18 protein-coding genes are annotated in these 18,935 nt (G+C 68.7%); 7 read left to right on the forward strand and 11 right to left on the reverse strand.

Translation table 11 applies throughout. The features are described 5' to 3' along the window. Positions 1 to 42 precede the first annotated feature (42 nt). Genes FN976_RS26770 through FN976_RS26800 form a run of 7 tightly spaced genes read right to left on the reverse strand, consistent with a single transcriptional unit; the run spans position 43 to position 8,618 of the window. Positions 43 to 1,158, reverse strand: coding sequence for a hypothetical protein (locus FN976_RS26770; RefSeq protein WP_145896779.1), 1,116 nt, complete (start codon positions 1,156 to 1,158; stop codon positions 43 to 45). Between the two features lie 39 nt (positions 1,159 to 1,197). Further along, positions 1,198 to 3,870: an SLBB domain-containing protein gene (locus FN976_RS26775; protein WP_186511225.1), complete on the reverse strand. Its 2,673-nt coding sequence runs from the start codon at positions 3,868 to 3,870 to the stop codon at positions 1,198 to 1,200. A gap of 41 nt (positions 3,871 to 3,911) precedes the next feature. Next, on the reverse strand, positions 3,912 to 4,643 hold the full coding sequence (locus FN976_RS26780; protein WP_145896782.1) for a sugar transferase: 732 nt from the start codon (positions 4,641 to 4,643) through the stop codon (positions 3,912 to 3,914). After that, positions 4,637 to 5,629, reverse strand: coding sequence for an alpha-ketoacid dehydrogenase subunit beta (locus tag FN976_RS26785; protein ID WP_145896783.1), 993 nt, complete (start codon positions 5,627 to 5,629; stop codon positions 4,637 to 4,639). Before FN976_RS26785 ends, FN976_RS26780 begins: the two co-directional genes overlap by 7 nt. After that, on the reverse strand, positions 5,626 to 6,711 hold the full coding sequence (locus FN976_RS26790) for a thiamine pyrophosphate-dependent dehydrogenase E1 component subunit alpha (RefSeq protein ID WP_222432893.1): 1,086 nt from the start codon (positions 6,709 to 6,711) through the stop codon (positions 5,626 to 5,628). The genes FN976_RS26785 and FN976_RS26790 overlap by 4 nt, the downstream gene beginning before the upstream one ends. Then, complete coding sequence (locus FN976_RS26795) at positions 6,698 to 7,807, reverse strand: DegT/DnrJ/EryC1/StrS family aminotransferase (protein ID WP_255440871.1); 1,110 nt, start codon at positions 7,805 to 7,807, stop codon at positions 6,698 to 6,700. The genes FN976_RS26790 and FN976_RS26795 overlap by 14 nt, the downstream gene beginning before the upstream one ends. Positions 7,808 to 7,844: 37 nt before the next feature. Next, entirely contained in the window at positions 7,845 to 8,618 is a 774-nt protein-coding gene (locus FN976_RS26800; protein WP_186511227.1) for a class I SAM-dependent methyltransferase, read from the reverse strand. A gap of 177 nt (positions 8,619 to 8,795) precedes the next feature. Here FN976_RS26800 and FN976_RS26805 point away from each other — a divergent pair, with 177 nt between their 5' ends. From FN976_RS26805 to FN976_RS26825, 5 genes are all read left to right on the forward strand, one after another. Further along, on the forward strand, positions 8,796 to 9,728 hold the full coding sequence (locus tag FN976_RS26805) for an SDR family NAD(P)-dependent oxidoreductase (protein WP_145896785.1): 933 nt from the start codon (positions 8,796 to 8,798) through the stop codon (positions 9,726 to 9,728). 108 nt (positions 9,729 to 9,836) lie between these two features. Beyond that, a complete protein-coding gene (locus FN976_RS26810) occupies positions 9,837 to 10,220 on the forward strand; it encodes a hypothetical protein (protein WP_145896786.1) in 384 nt (127 codons plus the stop codon). Positions 10,221 to 10,224: 4 nt separating this feature from the next. Next, complete coding sequence (locus FN976_RS26815; protein WP_145896787.1) at positions 10,225 to 10,914, forward strand: response regulator transcription factor; 690 nt, start codon at positions 10,225 to 10,227, stop codon at positions 10,912 to 10,914. After that, positions 10,911 to 12,260 carry a sensor histidine kinase gene (locus FN976_RS26820; RefSeq protein ID WP_145896788.1) on the forward strand — a complete coding sequence of 450 codons (1,350 nt, stop codon included), beginning with the start codon at positions 10,911 to 10,913 and terminating at the stop codon, positions 12,258 to 12,260. The genes FN976_RS26815 and FN976_RS26820 overlap by 4 nt, the downstream gene beginning before the upstream one ends. Before the next feature lie 346 nt (positions 12,261 to 12,606). Then, the gene (locus FN976_RS26825) at positions 12,607 to 12,897 is read left to right on the forward strand and encodes a DUF4148 domain-containing protein (RefSeq protein ID WP_145896789.1); all 291 of its coding nucleotides are present in this window, start codon (positions 12,607 to 12,609) and stop codon (positions 12,895 to 12,897) included. A 57-nt stretch (positions 12,898 to 12,954) separates the two neighbouring features. Here FN976_RS26825 and FN976_RS26830 read toward each other — a convergent pair whose 3' ends face one another. Beyond that, entirely contained in the window at positions 12,955 to 13,143 is a 189-nt protein-coding gene (locus FN976_RS26830; protein WP_145896791.1) for a hypothetical protein, read from the reverse strand. A 140-nt stretch (positions 13,144 to 13,283) separates the two neighbouring features. Here FN976_RS26830 and htpG point away from each other — a divergent pair, with 140 nt between their 5' ends. Further along, positions 13,284 to 15,194: a molecular chaperone HtpG gene (gene htpG / locus FN976_RS26835; RefSeq protein WP_145896793.1), complete on the forward strand. Its 1,911-nt coding sequence runs from the start codon at positions 13,284 to 13,286 to the stop codon at positions 15,192 to 15,194. Positions 15,195 to 15,203: 9 nt separating this feature from the next. Here the strand turns inward: htpG and FN976_RS26840 are convergent, their stop codons facing one another. Genes FN976_RS26840 through FN976_RS26850 form a run of 3 tightly spaced genes read right to left on the reverse strand, consistent with a single transcriptional unit; the run spans position 15,204 to position 17,850 of the window. Beyond that, positions 15,204 to 15,905 (reverse strand): substrate-binding domain-containing protein, encoded by a 702-nt coding sequence (locus tag FN976_RS26840; protein WP_145896815.1) that lies wholly within the window; start codon positions 15,903 to 15,905, stop codon positions 15,204 to 15,206. A 5-nt stretch (positions 15,906 to 15,910) separates the two neighbouring features. Continuing rightward, the gene (locus FN976_RS26845) at positions 15,911 to 16,882 is read right to left on the reverse strand and encodes a Bug family tripartite tricarboxylate transporter substrate binding protein (RefSeq protein ID WP_145896795.1); all 972 of its coding nucleotides are present in this window, start codon (positions 16,880 to 16,882) and stop codon (positions 15,911 to 15,913) included. Between the two features lie 2 nt (positions 16,883 to 16,884). After that, on the reverse strand, positions 16,885 to 17,850 hold the full coding sequence (locus tag FN976_RS26850; RefSeq protein WP_145896797.1) for a tripartite tricarboxylate transporter substrate binding protein: 966 nt from the start codon (positions 17,848 to 17,850) through the stop codon (positions 16,885 to 16,887). Positions 17,851 to 17,933: 83 nt separating this feature from the next. On the opposite strand from FN976_RS26850, the gene FN976_RS26855 reads away from it, so the two are divergent. Beyond that, positions 17,934 to 18,812, forward strand: coding sequence for a fumarylacetoacetate hydrolase family protein (locus tag FN976_RS26855; protein ID WP_145896799.1), 879 nt, complete (start codon positions 17,934 to 17,936; stop codon positions 18,810 to 18,812). Positions 18,813 to 18,935: the final 123 nt, after the last annotated feature.

Below are 18,935 nucleotides of genomic sequence, written 5' to 3' on the forward strand. Positions count from 1 at the left end.
GCGCTGCGCGCTGCGGGATTCGCCTTGGGGCGGCCCGGCGGCTCATGATGCGGCGGGAGCGGCGCCTGAACCCTGGCTGGCGGAGCGAAGGCGGCCCAGCCGCCAGAGGAACCACAGCGTGACGACCAGCACCGCCGCGAGGAACGCGAACCCGGCGATCAGCAGCCGGCGCGGCCCGCTGCGGACTTCACTCGGCGTCGCGCGCTCGATGACCTGCAAGCCGGCCAGCTTGCTCACCGATTCGAATTCCGCCTGGGCCAATTGCTTGCGCAAGCCGTCCACGGCTTCCTCACCCGTGCGCACGTCGCGCAGGGCCCGCTGGTACTGGGCTTCGTCCTCGCTGCCGCCACGGCCCGCCGCGCCGGTGCGGGGCTGGCCGACGATCGCGGCGATCTGCCCACGCAGGGCCTGCGCCTCGGCCTGGATGCGCACATAGGCGGGGTTTCCCGGCGTGGCATAGACGCTCATGGCGGTCAACTGGGCTTCGCGCACCGCGAGCCGCTGGCGCAGGTCATTCAAATTGGCGCTGCCCGCCGACTGCTCGGGCGACACCTTGACGATGCCGGTGCGGGCCTGCACCTGCACGAATGCCGCATCGAGTTCGCGCAGGCGTTGCTGCGCCAGGGCCAGTTGCTGGCGGATGGCCTCGGCGCGCGCGCGCGCCGTGGTGTTGGTCAGCTCGATCACGTAGCGTTCCAGACCCGTGACGTAGGCGTTCGCGATGCTGGCCGCTTTCGCGCTGTTGGCGTCCGACACCTGGATCGCCAGGACGCCGTCGCGGCCCGCCGACACGCGCGTGGCATCGAGCAGGCGCTCCCGGGCGACGCGCGGGCTGTCGGTGGCGTAGTGGCGCGCCAGCCCTTCCTGCTTGACGAGCGCGTCCAGCACCGGCGTGCTTTTCAGGACGCTCATGGCGATGTCGCTCTGGTAGCGCACGCTCTGCTGGTCGGGCATGCGTTCGGCGGTCACTTCATTGGTGAAGATCGGCACCCGTGCGAGCGCGCTGTACAGGGCCGGCGGCAGCACCTTGGCCGTGCTCTGGTATTCGTCCTGCAGCAGCAGGCTGACCGCGAATGCCACCACGGCCGCGAGTGGCGCCAGGACCAGGGCCGCGAGGATGGCCGAGCGCCGCAGCGATGACAGCGTGGGGGCGTTCATCCTGGAAGGTGGCCCTGGCTCACGCTGGCGCGCGCGCCGTCACTTGGTGAACACATCCGAGAGCAGCCGCAGGCCGGCAACGCCCAGCGCGCCCTGGTAGATGATCTGCGTCCAGTCGCGCCAGATGCGGCGCGAGGTGAACGCATCGGTGTCTTCCGGCACCAGGATCGTGTCCCCCGGGAGAATCGTGGTGGTTTCGCCACTGAACCAGCCGCCAGAGCCACCATGAAGGTTCTGCACGCTGCCGTTCGCGCGAGCCACCAGCACTTCGCGGGATGCCGCGTTCCTGGTGGCGCCCCCCGCCAGCGCGATGTAGTCCTGCGCGCTGCGGCCGGGCCGGTAGACCATCGCGTTCGGCCGGTTCACGGCGCCCAGCACGATCACCGTCGAAGGCCTGGCCGGGATGTAGACGCGGTCGCCATCCTGCAGGACGATGTCCAGCTTGTCGGGTTGCAGGCGGCCCGGCTCACCGACGGCTTCGGCGTCGAGCAGGATGCGCCCGCTGGCCTGCACCAGCCGCAGCTTGCGCACCAGGCGGCGCTGCGCGTCGAGCAGCGCCGCGCTGGCGTCCGGCGCGCCGGCGCCGCCGCCGTCCAGCGACTCGCGCAGCCGGGTGCTGGCGCTGCGTTCCAGCGATTCGCCGAGCCGGTCGACCAGGTTGTCGAGCTCCTGCTGCTGCAACTGGCGCGTTTCCTCCCGGACCAGTTCCGTGCCGTAAACGTAGGCGTTCTCGGTGAGGCCGCCGGCCTGCGCGATCACGTTGGCCAGCGGCTGCCCGAAGGCGATCTGGTACACGCCGGGCCGCGCGACCTCGCCCTCGATGCGGACGTACTGCGCCTGCTTGGCCACCGGCACCCGGATGTCGCGTTGCGAGAAGACGGTGATGACGTCACCCGGCTCCAGCAGCTTGTTTTCGCTGGGGTCGCGTTCGACGATGGCGCGTCCCAGGTGGAACGGGATCAGGACGGTGCGCAGGGTCGCCGGATCGAAGCGTTCGATGGACGCGTAGTCCCAGTAGATGTCCTGGTTGCCGCGCGCGAGCTCGTCGAGCATGTCGGGCCGCGGCGCCGCCGGCGGCAGGCCGGAGCGGTAGATCGGCTCGTCGCCGGAAGGGCCCTCGGTGCCGTTGTAGGTGCGCACGCGTCCCGGCGGCGTGGCCGCTTCGGTCTGGGGCCTGCGCAGGCGGTCTTCAGCGTCCCGGCTCGCTGCACCCTGCTGCGCATACCCGCTCATGCTGCGATCCGCCGGGCCCACTGGCTGGCGCTGCACCATGGCTTCCAGCGAACCTGGCGGCTGGTTGGCCGCCACCCGCCCGCCCGTGGCCGGCTTGTCGAGCAACCAGTGGAAGCCGCGGCCTTTTTCATTGCGCACCTGCCAGTACTGGTGGGCCAGCAGCGCCATCTGGTTCGGCACGACGTCGGTGACGCGCATGCCCCGCGTGAAAGGCAGGCGCTGTGTCTCGGGCACGTGGCCGCGCAACGTCACTTCATTCTCGAAGCGCGGCGAGATCGGGTTGATCTGCACCACGTCGCCGTCCTGCATCAGGCGCGCGGTCTGCGCCGGCTCGGTGGTGAATTCGGCAACCACGCGCGACTGCCGGTTCTCGATGCGTTCCACGACCACGCGGCCAGCCCGTGCGGTGGTCGAGAGCCCACCGGCCAGGTCGATCAGCTCTTTCAGGTTGGTGCGCGGCGTGAGTTCGTAGATGGCGGGGTTCTGCACGCTCCCGGCGATGGCGGCATAACCCAGCGCCGGCGGGAAGTAGATGACGTCGCCGGACTGCAGCCGCACGTCCTTCGACTTGTCGCCCCGCGCGATGAAGTCGTACAGGTCGAGCTCCGTGACCACCACGTTGTTGCGCCTGAGGACGATCTTGCGCATGCTGCCGTTTTCCGCCGGCCCGCCCACCGCGAAGACCGCATTGACCAGGCTGGCCAGGCCGCCGAGCGTGTAGGCACCCGGCTTGGCGGCGCGCCCGGTCACGAACACCTGCATCGTGTGGATGGCGCCCAGCGACACGTCGAGGTCGAAGCCCTTGTAGGTGCGCGCCAGGCGGTTGCGGATCAGGCCCTTCAGCTCCTGGAAGCTCACGCCGCCGACCGGCACCGCGCCCACGATCGGGATGTAAAGCAGGCCGGTCTTCTCGACGCTGGCCACGAAATCCATGTCGACCTGGCCCCAGGCGCGGATGCGGATTTCATCCCCGGGCGAGATCATGTAGTTCGCCGGCGGGGCAATGCGGTCGGCCAGCGAAAAAGTCGTGGGCGGCGCGCCGAACAGGGAGAGGCCGTAGTGTTCGATGTCGCGGCCGCGCGTCTTGAAGATCAGCTGCTGGAATTCGCTGCGGGAACGGTTCTGCGCCGCGGCTTCATCGGAGACCTGGCCGGGATAGGGTGCGTTGGGATTCACGCCCGGGCCGGGCACGTTGCCGCCGGTGGGGACTTCGACCCGCTGGCCCGCGTCGATGCGGATGGACTGTTGCGCCGGCAAGGCCTGGGAGCGGATGCTGATGGGCGCCGCGCCGGTGGAGATGTAATCCTGCATGCCACGAGAACTCAGGTCGCTCGAGGGCGAGAGGCGCAACCCCTCCTCCGACACCTGAGCGAAGGCCAGCGCCGAAGCCCAGCACAGCGCGGCGCACGCGGCCCACCTGGCGGCTCGCATGGCCAACGGCGTGGTGCGGATGGCGCGGATCGTGGACTGCTGGTGCATTGCGTTGAACCCTTGGCTGTTCATTATCAGTGCGACTGCGCTCAACCCCGCGATTGCACGACGTCCGAAAGCCCCGGCGGCGGTGTTGGCACCAGGGGTTGTTGCCGCAAGCTGACGCGGACCAGGTCTTCGTCGGCGCCGAGGCGGCGCAGCCAAGCGGAAACATGGGCCAGGACGCCGGCCCTGCTGACGATCATGGCGGCGGTCAGCAGGCACAGGCGCAGGTCCATCGCCAGCGTCTGGCGCTGCACGTAGAACAGGCCCAGGCGGCTTTTCCAGGGGCGGATCAACTGGTTGTAGGCGAGGTCGGGGTCGGCGTGCGGCGCCAGGATGTCGCCCTCGTCGGCGAAGACGATGGAAGCGAAATCGGTGATGCCGGGGCGCACGTCCAGCAGCCCCCGCTCGACCTGGCTGTACAGGTCGGTTTCGCGCTGCACGTTGGGCCGCGGTCCGACCAGGCTCATGTCCCCCTTCAGCACGTTCCACAGCTGCGTCAGCTCGTCGAGCTTGTAGCGCCGGATCCAGCGCCCGACCGCGGTGATGCGCATGTCGTTGGCGCCGGTGGAGTCGACGCCGGTCTTGTCCGCGTTCTTCGTCATGGACCGCAGCTTGACCATGCGGAAGGTGCCGCCCCCCTTGGCGACCCGGGGCGCGATGTAGAACGGCGAGTGGCCGTCCTGGCGCCAGACGAGGAAGCAGGCGACGAGGAGGACCGGTGATGCAAGCGCCAGCAGCACCAGGCTGACGGCGACGTCGAAGAGGCGCTTCAGCATGCGGCCAGGCAGGCCCGGGCGATGGCTTCGATGCCGCTCGCCTGCGGGTAGTACGCGTCTTCCAGGTTGCCGGCGGAGGGCGCGGGGGCGTCGGGCAGGGTCACGCGCCGGGGCGAGGATTTCCAGGCGCCCAGCGGGACCCGCTCCGCGGCCTGCGCGATCACTTCACCGGCCAGGCCACAGGTGCTCCAGCCTCCGTCCACGACGAGCAGGCGGCCGGTCTTTTCGACGGACCGCGCGACCAGGCCGCAGTCGAGCGGATTGATGACGCGCAGGTCGATCACGTCGCAGGAGACGCCCTGCTGCCGCAGCGCGTCCGCCACTTCCAGGCACTGCGTCGTGGTGTAGCTGGCGCCAACGAGCGTGAGGTCGGTCCCGCTTTCCAGCAGGGCCGGGCCCATGAGATGCAGCGGCAGGGGCGGCGTCGCGATCGGCGCGATCTCCGCGGTGCGCCCGTACAGCCAGCGGTCGTCGATGTAGAGCACCGGGTCGTCGCACAGCACGGCGGCGATCAGCATGTCGCGCGCATCGGCCACCGTGGCCGGCATCACCACGCGCAGGCCTGGGATGTGGGCGAACCAGGCATGCAGGGCCTGCGAATGCTGTGAACCCTGTTCGCCGCCGCGGTTGATGACACCGCGGATCGTGACGGCCGGATGCGCCTGCCCGCCGAAGGTCGACGACCATTTGGCGGCCTGGTTCACGATGGCATCCATGCAGTACAGCATGAAGTCCATGCGCGGATGCACGACGATCGGCCGGTACCCGTACAGCGAAGCACCGATGGCCGCGCCGGTGCAGGCGGATTCGGAAACCGGCGTGTCGATCACGCGGTCGGTGCCGAACTTCTTCTCCAGGTCGGTCATGGAATTGCCCACGTACCACGGGCTCCACAGGCCCTGGCCCATGACGAAGACTTCCGGGTGGCGCGACAACAGGTAGTCGAACCCCAGCCGGATGGCGTCGCCGTAGGTCGTGGTCGTCATGCGGCCCGCTCCACTGGTGCGTAGACGCAATCCATCATTTGACCGGCGGGCGGCAGCGGATCGCGCAAGGCCTGCGCCCAAGCCGCGGCCACTTCGGCGGCCACTTCCTCGGCGATGATCTCCAGCATGCGCGGCGGAGTGCCAGTGGCCCTCAGCGCCCGGGCGAGCCGGCCGACCGGGTCGCGCAGCTTCCAGTTCACCAGGTCGCCCTGGCGGTCCACGCCGACGTCCTGGTCTTCCTTGGGGCCGACGTGGCCGCGCCAGCGGTAGGTCACCGCCTCCAGGAACCCCGGCATGTTGTCGCTGCGGCAGGCTTCCAGCAGGTTCGCGGCATGCCCGCTGACCTGCACGACGTCGTTGCCGTCGCACAGCGCATTGGGGATGCCGTTGGCATCGGCGAAGCGGCCGAGCTTGTCGCTGGGCTGGCGCAGGTCGATGTGCAGGTGGCTGGCGAACAGGTTGTTCTCGGCCACGAACAGGACCGGCAGGCGCATGACGGCCGCGAGGTTCATCGACTCGTGCACCACGCCCTCCTCGAACGCGCCGTCGCCCACGTAGACCACGGCCACATCGCCGCCGCCGCTCATCTTGGCGGCCAGCGCCGCCCCGACCGCGATGGGGACCGTGGCCGCCACGATCGGCACCGAGCCGCCGAAACCGGCGCCGCCGTTCCACAGGTGCATGGAACCCCCCATGCCGCGGGACGCGCCCGTGACCCGGCCGAGCACCTCGGCGAACAGGCTGTGCAGGCTGCCGCCCATCGCCAGGTAGTGGCCGTGCGAGCGATGCGCGCCGAACACGCGATCGGTGGGCCGCAGATGGGCGCTGACGCCGACCGGGATGGCTTCCTGCCCGATGGCCAGGTGGGCGGGGCAACGCACGCTGCGTTCCTCCACCCCCAGGCCGATGCGCTCTTCGGCCTGGCGGATCATCAGCATCGCGCGGTAGTGGGCGAACAGGTCGTCCACGTCGGTGTCCGCGGTGAACACCGTCTGCTGGAATTCCTCGGCTTCGCCCAGGTTGCCGAGCCGGGGCAGCCTCGGAATCCGGAGGCTGCGGGTGAGCTGTTCACGCGTTGGCATAGAAGCTTCCGATCGTGTCGCAGATGGAGTCGACGTCGTCGTCGGCCAGCGCCGTGTTCATGGGCAGCAGCAGGCAGCGCTCGAAGAACCGGTCGGTGCGCGGCAACTGCGTGGTGAATCCGAGCGCCTTGAACTGGTGCACGGGCGTCCCCGCCCACTGGATGATGGTCCGGACGCCGTGGTTCTGCAAATGTTCGCGCAGGGCGTCGCGCCGGTCGGCTTCGATCTCGTAGTTCTGATAGACGTCGAAGTGCCGGGGATCGGCGTCGGGCGCGGGCGGCAGAGCGACCTGCGGCAGGCTGCCAAGCCGGTCCTGGTAGCGCTGCGCGATCGCACGCCGGCGCGCCATGGCCTCCGGATACGTCTTGAACTTGTGCAGCAGCACGGCCGCCTGCAGGTTGTCCAGCCGGGAGTTCAGCCCCCAGGCGACCACCTTGCCTTCGTCGTTGCGGCCGTGATCCCGCAGGAGCTTGACCTGCGTCGCGATCGCGTCGTCGTTGGTGACGATGGCGCCGCCGTCGCCGAACGCGCCCAGCAGCTTGGCGGGATAGAAGCTGAAAGTGCCGAACGCGCCGAAGGTGCCTGCCGCGCGGCCGCCGAAGCGCGATCCCAGCGCCTGCGCCGCGTCTTCGCAGACCAGCAGCCCGTGCCGTTTCGCCACGGCGCCGATGGCGTCCATGTCGCAGGTGCGGCCGTTGATCTGCACCGGCATGATCGCGCGCGTGCGGGGCGTGATGCGGTGCTCGATGTCCGCCGGATCCAGCATGTGATCGGCGCCGCATTCCGCCAGCACGGGCGTGGCGCCCACCCATTGCACGGCGGCGGCGGAGGCGATGTAGGTGTGCGACGGCAGGATCACTTCATCCCCGGGGCCGATGCCGGCGGCCTTCAGCCCGATCACGATGGCGTCGGTGCCATTGGCGACGCCCAGCACGTGCCGCACGCCGAGGAACTCCGCGAGGGCCTGCTCGAGTTCCGTGCATTCCTTCTGCAGGATGTACGCCCCGCGGCTGCACACCGACCGCATCACCTCGAGCAGGGCGGCTTCGTCACCGGTGAACAGCTGCGGATAGGGGAAGAAGGGGATGTTGCGCACGGCGGACTCTGCGGGTGGTGTTGGGGATCGGCCGGCTTCAGGCCGGCTTGCGCGCGGCGCAGAACAGGACCTTGTGGCCGCGATCCGGACGATCCGGCGCCAGCGGCGTGGGCGGGGTTGCACGGGCAGGCGTGTACACGATCTCCGCCGGCATGGGCCGCAGCTTGCCGAAGACCAGGCGTTTGAGCAACCTTTTCGCGCCCATGGATTTGGGGATCAGGTTCAGCCGCACCGCGAGATTCTTCACCGGGCGCAGCAGCTTCTGCACCGCGGAGATTTCCGCGATGGGGGTGTCGCCGAACACCTGGACTTCGAAGCCCGCGGCGCCGAGGCGCTGCGCCAGCTCGCAGACGCCCAGGTATTCGTGGCTGTACGGGCTGGGATTGAAATCGAACAGGTCCTTGTTGGCCGTGGCCAGCAGCAGCGTGCCGCCCGGCCGCAGCACGCGCCTGGCCTCGCGGAAGAAGGCGTCGGCATCGGCCAGGTAATACAGGGCTTCGAACAGCACCAGCACGTCGAGTTGGGCGTCGGGCAAGTCTGGCCGCTGTGCATCGAGCTTCCCCAGGGTGATCCGGTCCCCATAGTGCGCCTTCGCCAGCGCGAGCATGGCGTCGCTGCTGTCGGAGGCAGCAAAGCTGCGCGCCACCTGCGCCAGCACGCCGGCCCCTTGCGCCGTGCCGCACGCAAGCTCGTGCACGTCGCAGCCTGAGCAATACGAGCGCGCCCAGAAATAACGGCGTTCGAGCCGCTCGATCTGTTCTGCGCTGACCGGGTCGTTGGCGAGTTCGGTCACCTCGCGGTAGTCAATCATTTTTGACTTCGATGGGACTTTCGTTGTAACCCACATTGGCCCCAAGAAAGTATCTCATGGGGGCGTAACATTTACACACATCCGTCAGGAACCGCAGTAAGTCCGCGTGAGATCTTGCGCGCAGCCGCTTCAATTTTTGAGCACCGTTACAAATAGCGCGGCTACATTCATCCATTCATGCAGACCGTCCTGATCACCGGTGGCGCGGGCTTCATCGGATCCCACAGCGTCCGGGCCTTGCTCGACCGGGGCTGGCGGGTCCGCGTGCTGGACAACCTGTCCACCGGGAAAGTCGACCGCCTCCGTGCGGATGCGCACGCTGCTGGCCGGCTCGACGTGATCGAGGCGGATGTGCGCGACGCCGCCGCGGTGAACGCCGCGGTGCAGGGTTGCGACGCCGTCCTGCACTTGGCGGCCCAGGTGTCGGTGCAATGGTCCATCGCCGAACCGGTTGCATCGGCCGCCAACAACGTCACCGGATTCATCAACGTGCTGGAGGCCGTGCGCGCCCATCGCATCGCCCGCGTGGTCTACGCGTCGAGCGCCGCCGTTTTCGGCACGCCGGCCAGCCTGCCGGTCGACGAGCAAGCCGCCACTGCGCCACTTTCGCCGTATGGGCTGGAGAAGGTCATCAACGAGCAGTACGCCGCCTTGTACCGTTCCCTGCACGGCGTCTCGGCGCTCGGCATGCGCTACTTCAACGTCTACGGGCCTGCGCAGGACCCGCACTCGCCGTACGCGGGGGTCATCAGCAAGTTCGCCGCGGCCCTGCTGGAAGGACGGCCTCTGCAGGTTTACGGTGACGGCCTGCAGACCAGGGACTTCGTCTACGTCGAAGATGTCGCACGGGCCAACGTGCAGGCGCTGGAAAGTGGGGTGTCCGGCGTCGTCAACGTGGGCCAGGGGCATTCCATCACGGTGCGCCAGTTGATCGACGAGATGAGCAGGGCCTTCGACAGGCCGGCAACGCTGAACCAGCGCCCGGCGGTCCTCGGCGACATCCTGCATTCGGCGACGCGGATCGACCTGGCCCGGGACCTGCTGGCGTGGCAGCCCACGACGCCGCTGGCGGACGGCCTTGCTGCGCTCGCGGCTTCACTGGGGACGTGAGACGTTGCCGGCAGGCAACGGCTGGACGCCAGGCGCCGCGTGCTGCTAATACAGCGCTAACGATGGCCGTCTATCGTGCTGCCATCCCCTCATTCATCCGGTCCTGCCATGCACGACATCACCCACAAGCTCGCCGTCGGCCTTCTCGCCGCTGCTGCCCTCGCCGCGCTGGCGGCCGCCTGGACGCTGGACGGCCCAGCCGGCCTGGCGGCGGCGCACCGGCAGTGGATCCTGGTCGGCCTGGCCGCGAGCCTGCTGGCCGCGCTGGCGTGGCCGGCCTTGCGTTTGCCCGCCATCGGCGCCGCCTTGCTGGTGCAGGTGGCGTACCTGGCGGCGGCGGTGCTGGTCCAGGGGGTCGAGCCGGCGTCCGCGTCGCTGGCACCGGAGGTCGCCCAGTCGCTGCTGCTGCTGGCCGCCGGCTGGCTGTTCCTGCATGAAGCCCGCCAGGAAGCCCGCTGGGACGGCGTGCTACCTTTGCGGCAGGAAGGTTGATCTCATGCGGGTCCTGCTGGTGGAAGACGACGAAATGATCGGGCACAGCCTGCGCGAGGCGCTGGGCGCCAACGGCTGGTCGGTCGACTGGGTGAAGGACGGCCTGCTGGCCCAGAGCGCGCTGGCCGACGGCGACTACGCCTGCGTCCTGCTGGACCTGGGCTTGCCCAAGCGCGACGGCATCGAGGTGCTGCGCACGGCCCGCGCCAAGGGCGATGCCACGCCCGTGCTGGTGCTGACGGCCCGCGACGGGCTGGACGACCGCATCGCCGGCCTGGACCTGGGTGCCGACGACTACCTGCTCAAACCCTACGAATTCCGCGAGCTGCTCGCGCGCATGCGCGCCTGCATCCGGCGGCGTGACGGCAGCGCCCATTCCGTCATTGGCACCGAGGGCGTGCAGCTCGACCTGACCACGCGCGAGGTGGTGGTGCTGGGCGAGCGGTCCCAACTGTCGGCGCGTGAATTCGCGCTGTTGCACGCCCTGCTGGAGCGCCCTGGCGCGATCCTGTCACGCGAACAACTGGAAAACCGCATCTACGGCTGGGGCGAAGAGGTCAGCAGCAACGCGGTCGACGTCCTGATCCACGGGATGCGGCGCAAGCTGGGCGCCGACGCCATCCGCAATGTGCGGGGCCTGGGCTGGCGCGTGGCGCCCGCAGTGGCGGGAGCGCCAAGCGAGGCCGCGCCATGAAATGGCACGTCTTTCCCAGGGGCCGCCTTTGCTCGCTGCGGCGCGCGCTCATGCTGTGGCTGCTGCCGCTGTTCCTGCTGGTGGGCGTCGCCTCGGCCTCGTTCTCCTACTGGACCTACTCGCGCATGGTCAGCGGCTTCATGGACGAGCAGATGCAGCAGCTCGGCCATTCGGTCGCGGCCAATGAAGACCACCTCACGCTCCCGCAGCTGAACGCGGAGCGCGTCCACAAATGGGGCGCATACGTCACGCAGGTGTTCGATGCCGACGGCAAGGCACGCGTGACTTCGTTTGCCCAGGCCACGTTGCCGCTGCAGCCCGCGCAGGGCTTCCACGACGTGCGGCAGGACGGCCGCCGCTGGCGCGTCTTCGTGGTGCCGCCGGCCCACGCGGGCGGCACCAGCGTGCAGATCCTGCAAAGTGACTCGTTCCGCGCGCACCTGGCCGCCGAGCGCGCGGGCGCCGCCATCGCGCCGGTGCTGATCCTGCTGCCTTTGTCGATGCTGGTGCTGTGGGGCGTGGCCCGGGCGATGTCGGCGGCGCTGCAGGAGATCGGCCGCGAAGCCGCGAAGCAGGACGAGCATTCGATCGCCGAACTTTCGCTGGAGCGGGTGCCCCAGGAAATGACGCCGCTGGTCACCTCGTTCAACAGCCTGCTCAAACGGTTGCGGGACGCCTTCGCGACGCAGCGCCGTTTCGTGCAGGATGCCGCGCATGAACTGCGCACGCCCATCGCGGCGATCGGGCTGCAGCTGGAAAACCTGCGCGGCGACCTCGCGCCCGGCCCGGCCGCAGCGCAGCGTTTCGCCCAGCTCGAATCCGGCGTGCGGCGGGCCCAGCGCCTGGTGGACCAGTTGCTGCGCCTCTCGCGGCAGGAAGCCGCCGGCGCGGACGGCCCCGGCATGGTGGACTTGCAGTCGCAGCTGCGCGAGAGCATCAGCACGCTGATCGCGCTGGCGGACCAGCGGCACATCGACCTGGGTTTCGTGAGCCCGGAACAGGCGGCGCAACCGATGACGCTGCGCTGCGTACCCGGCGATTTGCGCAGCCTGCTGGACAACCTGATCGAGAACGCCTTGCGCTACACGCCCGAAGGCGGCGTCGTCGACGTGCGCCTGCTCGAGGAGCGCGGCCGGCTCGCCGTGGAAGTCGTCGACACGGGCCCAGGCATCCCGCACGAGATGCTGCCGCGCGTGTTCGACCGCTTCTTCCGCGTCCCGGGCAACGGCGCCAACGGCAGCGGCCTGGGCCTCTCGATCGCACGCAGCGCCGCCGAACGTTGCGGCCTGTCGCTCACGCTGCGCAATCGCGAAGACCGCAGCGGCCTCATCGCGCGAATCGAGTGATCACTCAGAAAAGTCGCTGTGCGACTTTTCTGAGTGGCTTGATCAGTGTGAGAAGGCCCGGCGAAGCCGGATCCTTCTCACAGGTGAAATCGCGCTTCATGTTATTCCGCGCGATTTGCGCCCGGCAGGCAGCTTGCGCTGCCCGCCTCGAAGACTGCGCGGAGCATCGCGCAGCGCAGTCTCCCTTGTGGTCAGGATTCGGCTTTGTGCTAATTCGCACCTAAGAGAGTGCTAAGGGCCAGCTAAAGAGGCCCACCTACAGTGAGGTCACGGTTAGCGCAGGACATCAAGAACCCGGCGCTAATCGAAAACCGAAACCCAAACCACTCACTGAAAGGTCTCCATCATGAACACCAAGTCCATCATCGCCATTGCCGCCCTCGCCGCCGCCGTTTCCGGTGTCGCCCGTGCCGACGAAGCCGACGGCTCGCAATACGCCGTGAAGTTCGAAGGCAGCCGCACGCGCGCCGAAGTCATGGCCGAAGCGGCCACGGTCTCCGCCACGCGCAGCACCGAACCGGCCGGCTCGCGCGTCGCCGCGCCGCTCGCTTCCAAGCTGGACACCAAGATCGTGCGCGCGCAAGCCGCCGAAGCCGTCCGCCTGGGCAAGATCCCCTCCGGCGAACTGAGCCTGTAATCCAGCGCTCCCAAAGAAAAAGCGCCCCGCTCGCGGGGCGCTTTTTTCTTTGGGCGTCTAGAAAGTGAGCGTCAGGGTGACGGGCTCCGGCGCGCGGACCGAAACCCGGATGGTGAGCAATTCGTCCTCGGGCCGCGTGGGGGCCACGGCCACCGCCGGGCGCAGGGCCGGCAACGTGAGCGTGTGCGCGTCATCTTGCGCGCGGTGCGTGCTGGCCCAGCTGTCGGCGGGAAGTTCAATCCTCATAGCCCGCACTGTAACAATACGCAAAGCGGTGGCCATGGCCGAAAGGCCCCGCCCAGCCGGAAACCTCGATTTGTTCACGCCACCTTGCGCTAGCATGGCCCGCCTTGAAAAATAACGCGGCGGCCCCACCACACATTCCCATGAGCCAGAAACAGACCCTTTCCTTCCAGGCCGAGGTGGCCCAGCTGCTGCACCTCGTCACGCACTCGCTCTATTCCAACAAGGAGATCTTCCTGCGCGAGCTGATCTCCAATGCCTCGGACGCCTGCGACAAGCTGCGCTTCGAAGCCCTGGACAACGGCGCGCTGTACGAGGACGCCCCCAACCTCGAGGTGCGCGTGAGCTTCGACAAGGACGCGAAGACGCTCACCATCGCCGACAACGGCATCGGCCTCACGCAGCAGGAAGCCATCGACAACCTGGGCACCATCGCCAAGAGCGGCACCCGCGAATTCATGGGGCGCCTCTCGGGCGACCAGAAGGCGGACGCGCAGCTGATCGGGCAGTTCGGGGTCGGTTTCTACTCCGGCTTCATCGTGGCTGACAAGATCTCTGTCGAATCCCGCCGGGCGGGCGTTCCACCCGAGGAAGGCGTGCGCTGGGTGAGCGGCGGCGCCGGCGACTTCGAGGTGGAAACCATCACCCGGCCCGAGCGCGGCACCAGCGTCACGCTGCACCTGCGCGACGACAGCCTGGACTACCTGTCCACCTGGAAGCTCAAGTCCATCATCTCCAAGTATTCCGACCACATCTCCCTGCCCATCCTGATGCGCAAGGAAGAGTGGAAGGATGGCGAAGACGACAAGCCGGGCGACCACGTCCTGACGGAAGAATGGGAAACGGTCAACAAGGCGACGGCGCTGTGGAGCCGCCCGAAGAAGGACATCACCCCCGAGCAGTACACGGAGTTCTACAAGGCGATCAGCCACGACTTCGAAGACCCGCTCGCCTGGAGCCACAACCGCGTCGAAGGCAGCACCGAATACACGCAGCTGCTCTACATCCCGGCGCGCGCGCCGTTCGACCTGTGGAACCGGGAGAAGGCGGCCGGCGTGAAGCTGTACGTCAAGCGCGTCTTCATCATGGACGAGGCCGAGGCGTTGCTGCCCACCTACCTGCGCTTCGTCAAGGGCGTCATCGACTCCGCCGATCTGCCGCTGAACGTGAGCCGCGAGCTGCTGCAGGAAAGCCGCGACGTGAAGGCCATCCGCGAAGGCAACACCCGGCGCGTGCTGTCGATGCTGGAGGACCTGGCCAAGGCCCAGACCGCGGAGGATGCGAGCGAGGAAGACAAGGGCAAATTCGCCAAGTTCTACGGCGAATTCGGCGCGGTGCTGAAGGAAGGCCTGGGCGAGGACATGGGCAACCGCGACCGGCTGGCGAAGCTGCTGCGCTTCGCGTCGACCGCGAGCGACACCGTGAGCGTCTCGCTGGCCGACTACAAGGCGCGCATGAAGGAAGGCCAGGAGGCCATCTACTACGTCACCGCCGAAACCCAGGCGGCCGCGGCGAACAGCCCGCAGCTGGAGATCTTCCGCAAGAAGGGCCTGGAAGTGCTGTTCATGACGGACCGGGTGGACGAGTGGGCGCTCAACTACCTGACCGACTTCGACGGCACGCCGCTGCAGTCGGTCGCCAAGGGCCAGGTCGACCTGGGCCAGCTGCAGGACGAGACGGAGAAGAAGGCCGCGGAGGAAGCCGCCGAGTCCTTCAAGCCGGTGCTGGCCCGGCTCAAGGAAGCGCTGAAGGACAAGGCGCAGGACGTCCGCGTGACCACGCGCCTGGTCGATTCGCCGGCCTGCCTGGTGGTGAGCGAAGGCGGCATGAGCCTGCAGCTGTCGCGCCTGCTGAAGCAGGCTGGACAGAAGGCGCCCGACGCCAAGCCGGTGCTCGAAGTGAATGCGTCGCACCCGCTGGTGCAGAAGCTGGACACCTCGCCCAACTTCCATGACCTGGCGCACATCCTGTTCGACCAGGCCCTGCTGGCCGAAGGCGGCATGCCGGAAGACCCGGCGGCCTATGTGAAGCGCGTCAACGCGCTGCTGGCCTGAGCGGCAGGGTCACGCCGGCTCGAAGCCGGCGTGCTTTCGCGCACCCTCGGCGCTCGCGTCGCTGAGCGCGGCGGCCAGAGCGGCCGCCAGCTCCGGCTCCGCGGCGCGCGCCGCCACGGCCGCCGTGTACACGGTGGCCAGTTCGTAAGGCGGCGGCAGCAGCCCGAGGAGCCGCACGCCGGGGGTGTCCAGGATCTCGGTGACCTGGGTGCAGCCGACGGCGCCGAGGTCCGGCGCCTTGGCCAGTGCGCCCATGGCGGTCGCGCCGTTCGGAAAGGTGTGCAGGCGGGTGGCAGCGGCTTCGGCAAGGCCCAGGCCCTGCAGCACCTTCATGAAGTGAATGCCGGCCGTGGCCTTGGCCGGGTCCGGGAAGTAGATGCCACTGGCCCGTTCCAGCAAGGCCTTCAATGCTTCCGGCGAGCCGATGTCGGCTTCCGCCGCGCCCGCGCGGACGGCCACGCCCGTCTTTGCCACACCCAGGTCGCGGGCCGACCCAGCGACGGCGTGGTCTTGCGCGGCCAGGTCGCGGATCAGCGCGGCGCTGAGGATCAGCAGGTCGCAGGGCTCACCGCCCAGCAACTTGTCCTTCATCAGGCCGACGGCCCCGAAGGTACCCTCGATGCGGCAGCCGTGCCGGGCCTCGAACGCGGGCTGCAGCGCGCGCACCAGCGCGTGTGCCGCGCCGCCGCTCAAGATGTGCAAGGTCTTCATCCGGTTCATTCCGCCTTGATATTCGCCGTCTGGATGACCTTCGCCCACTTGGCGATGTCGTCCTGCACGTACTTGTCGAAGGCCGCAGCGTTCATCACCATCGCCGTCGCGCCCTGGCGGCTCCAGAGCTGCTGCACGTCGGGCTGGCTGGTGATCTTGCTGACGGCCTCGTTCAGGCGGTTGACCACCGCGGCGGGCGTGCCCTTGGGTGCCATCAGGCCGAGCCAGATGGTCGCCTCATAGTTGGACACGCCGGACTCGTGCACGGTCGGCACGTCGGGCAATACCGCCGAGCGTTGCTTGCCGGTGGTGGCGATGGCCTTCACCTTGCCGGACTTGACCTGTTCCACCATCGTGGTGACGGCATCGAACATCAGGTCGACCTGGCCGCCCAGGAGATCGGTGCGGGCGCCCGAACTGCCCTTGTAGGGAATGTGGACCAGGAACACGCCGCCCATGCTCTTGAACAGCTCGCCGGCCATGTGGTACGGCGTGCCGGTGCCCGACGACGCGTAGTTCAGCTTGCCCGGCCGCTCCTTCGCGAACTTGAGCACGCCTTGCACGTTGGCCGCTGCCACCGACGGGTGGGCCACCAGGATCAGGTCCGAGTAGTTGACCGGTGCCACCGGGACGAAGTCGCGGGTCAGGTTGTACGGCTTGTTCTGGACCAGCGTCTCGTTCACCGTGTGCGTGTTCGACATCAGCAGCAGCGTGTAGCCGTCGGCCGGCGACTTCGCCACCGCGTCGGTGCCGATCACGGCACCGGCGCCGGGCCTGTTTTCGACGACGAACGACTGGCCGAGTTGGTCCGGGAGGCGTTGCGCGAGGAAGCGCGCGTAGTTGTCGGCCGGGCCGCCGGCGGCGAAGGGGACGATGATCTTCACCGGGCGGGTGGGCCAGGTCTGCGCGGTCGCCGGCGAAAGCGCGAGGGCCAGACCGCAGGCGACCAGGCAGCGCAGGACGTGACGGCGGGCCATGCTCACTCCACCTTGCCCATCTTCTTCACCACGTCGGCCATGCGGCGCACGTCGCCCTGCACATAGGCTTCGAAGTCCGGCGTGTCCTGGTACAGGATGGGGCTGCCGGCGCCCAGGATCACTTCCTTCACCTTGGCGTCGTTCGCGGCGACCCGCGCCGCCGCGCGCAGGCGTTGGGCGATGGGTTCGGGCGTGCCGGCCGGGACGAAGAGGCCGGACCATTGCGCGTACTCCGCGGCGTAGCCCGCCTCCTTCAGCGTGGGGACATCGGGCAGGGCGTCGAGGCGCGCCGCGCCCCAGTGCGCCAGCACGCGCAGCTTCCCGGCCTTCACGTGCTGCAGCACCGTGGCCGGGCCGGAGGACACGGCGTCGATCTGGCCGCCGAGCAGCGCGATCACCGCCGGACCCGCGCCGGTGAACGGCACGTGCGTCATCTTGATCCCGGCGTTCTGCGCCAGGATCTCCATCGGCACGTGCATGGTGCCGTAGTTGCCCGAGGAGCCGTAGTTGATGGCGCCCGGGCGCTTCTTCGCGTCCTCGACGAAGTCCTTCACTGTCTTCCACGGCGCTTCGGCACGCACGGCCAGCACGGTCGGGTCGGCGGTGAAGCGCGCGATCGGCCGCAGCGACCCGAAGGTGTACATGGGCGCCCGGCCGAGCAGTGTGTCCGCCTCCGGGATCACGCTGTACGACGACAGGGCCATCAGGATGGTGTGCCCGTCGGCCGCCGCCTTCGAGGCCTGCGCCATGCCGATGCCGCCGCCCGCGCCGCCCTTGTTCTCGATCAGCACGGGCTGCCCGAGATCGCGGGCCATCGCCTCGGCCACCGGCCGCGCAACGATGTCGGCCAGGCCCCCCGGCGGGAAGGGCACGATCATGGTGATGGGCCTGGAAGGGTAGGCGCCCTGCGCGGCGGCGAGTCCGGCGGCGGCGCACAGCCCGGCGGCGAGAAAGATGCGGCGGAACATGACACTCTCCTGGTTCAGTTTGTTAGCATGCTATACACCGTCTCCCGCCGCGGGAGAGAGTTTTCCCCCATGAGGAGTTCCGCATGAGATTGGCCGCCTTCCTGTACCAGGGCCAGCCGGGCGTGGGCATCGTGTCCGCCAACGGCCAGTCGATCCAGCCTCTGGCCGCACCCGCGGCCGAGCTGGCATTGGGGGCCTTGCCGCTGGTCGAAGCGCTCGTGGAGGGCCGGGCCTTGCCGGCTTCGCACGGCCCCGCGTTGACGCCCGGGCAAGTGCAACTGCTCGCGCCCATCCCGCGGCCGCGCCGCAACATCTTCTGCGTCGGCAAGAACTATCACGCGCATGCGCGCGAGTTCGCCGGCAGCGGCTTCGATTCCAGCGCCAAGAGCGGCGGCGACATCCCGGCCGACCCGATCCTGTTCTCCAAGGTGCCCGAGTGCGTCGTCGGGCCGCATCACCCGATCCGCATTCCCACCGCTGTCTCCACGGCGATCGACTACGAAGCCGAGCTGTGCGTGGTCATCGGGCGCGGCGGCAAGGGCATCCGCGAAGAGGACGCCTTGGGGCACGTCTGGGGCTACACCATCGTCAACGACGTGACCGCGCGCGACTGGCAGAGCCGCCACCAGCAGTGGCTGATGGGCAAGTCGTTCGACACTTTCTGCCCCATGGGCCCGTGGCTGGTGAGCGCCGACGAGGTGGACGGCCAGAACACCCAGGTGAAGTGCTGGGTGAACGGCGAGGAGCGGCAGAACGCCAGCACGCGCGACCTGATCTTCGGCATCCCGAAACTGATCGCCACCCTGTCGGCGGGCATCACGCTCTATCCGGGCGACCTGATCGCCACCGGCACGCCCGTGGGCGTGGGCATCGGCTTCAAGCCGCCGAAGTACCTGCAGGCCGGGGACGTGGTGAAGATCGAGATCGACGGGATTGGGGTGCTGGAGAACCGGGTCGAGTGACTAGGGCCTGTTCACACAAATATCTGTGCTCTCGCTGCCCCGCATCGGGCCGCAGGCAAGGCGCGGGCGCGGGTCAAGCCTGGACGGCTTGACCCGTGACCGCAACGCGGCATGCGGCCCGAT

It is taken from the genome of Caenimonas sedimenti (genome assembly GCF_007833165.1).
Classification (GTDB): domain Bacteria; phylum Pseudomonadota; class Gammaproteobacteria; order Burkholderiales; family Burkholderiaceae_C; genus Ramlibacter; species Ramlibacter sedimenti.

Bases quoted from the DNA above. Each gene is read 5' to 3' on its own strand.
- FN976_RS26770 (WP_145896779.1), bottom strand. From the start codon at position 1,158: ATGAACGCCCCCACGCTGTCATCGCTGCGGCGCTCGGCCATCCTCGCG.
- FN976_RS26775 (WP_186511225.1), bottom strand. From the start codon at position 3,870: ATGCACCAGCAGTCCACGATCCGCGCCATCCGCACCACGCCGTTGGCC.
- FN976_RS26780 (WP_145896782.1), bottom strand. From the start codon at position 4,643: ATGCTGAAGCGCCTCTTCGACGTCGCCGTCAGCCTGGTGCTGCTGGCG.
- FN976_RS26785 (WP_145896783.1), bottom strand. From the start codon at position 5,629: ATGACGACCACGACCTACGGCGACGCCATCCGGCTGGGGTTCGACTAC.
- FN976_RS26790 (WP_222432893.1), bottom strand. From the start codon at position 6,711: ATGCCAACGCGTGAACAGCTCACCCGCAGCCTCCGGATTCCGAGGCTG.
- FN976_RS26800 (WP_186511227.1), bottom strand. From the start codon at position 8,618: ATGATTGACTACCGCGAGGTGACCGAACTCGCCAACGACCCGGTCAGC.
- FN976_RS26805 (WP_145896785.1), top strand. From the start codon at position 8,796: ATGCAGACCGTCCTGATCACCGGTGGCGCGGGCTTCATCGGATCCCAC.
- FN976_RS26810 (WP_145896786.1), top strand. From the start codon at position 9,837: ATGCACGACATCACCCACAAGCTCGCCGTCGGCCTTCTCGCCGCTGCT.
- FN976_RS26815 (WP_145896787.1), top strand. From the start codon at position 10,225: ATGCGGGTCCTGCTGGTGGAAGACGACGAAATGATCGGGCACAGCCTG.
- FN976_RS26820 (WP_145896788.1), top strand. From the start codon at position 10,911: ATGAAATGGCACGTCTTTCCCAGGGGCCGCCTTTGCTCGCTGCGGCGC.
- FN976_RS26825 (WP_145896789.1), top strand. From the start codon at position 12,607: ATGAACACCAAGTCCATCATCGCCATTGCCGCCCTCGCCGCCGCCGTT.
- FN976_RS26830 (WP_145896791.1), bottom strand. From the start codon at position 13,143: ATGAGGATTGAACTTCCCGCCGACAGCTGGGCCAGCACGCACCGCGCG.
- htpG (WP_145896793.1), top strand. From the start codon at position 13,284: ATGAGCCAGAAACAGACCCTTTCCTTCCAGGCCGAGGTGGCCCAGCTG.
- FN976_RS26840 (WP_145896815.1), bottom strand. From the start codon at position 15,905: ATGAAGACCTTGCACATCTTGAGCGGCGGCGCGGCACACGCGCTGGTG.
- FN976_RS26845 (WP_145896795.1), bottom strand. From the start codon at position 16,882: ATGGCCCGCCGTCACGTCCTGCGCTGCCTGGTCGCCTGCGGTCTGGCC.
- FN976_RS26850 (WP_145896797.1), bottom strand. From the start codon at position 17,850: ATGTTCCGCCGCATCTTTCTCGCCGCCGGGCTGTGCGCCGCCGCCGGA.
- FN976_RS26855 (WP_145896799.1), top strand. From the start codon at position 17,934: ATGAGATTGGCCGCCTTCCTGTACCAGGGCCAGCCGGGCGTGGGCATC.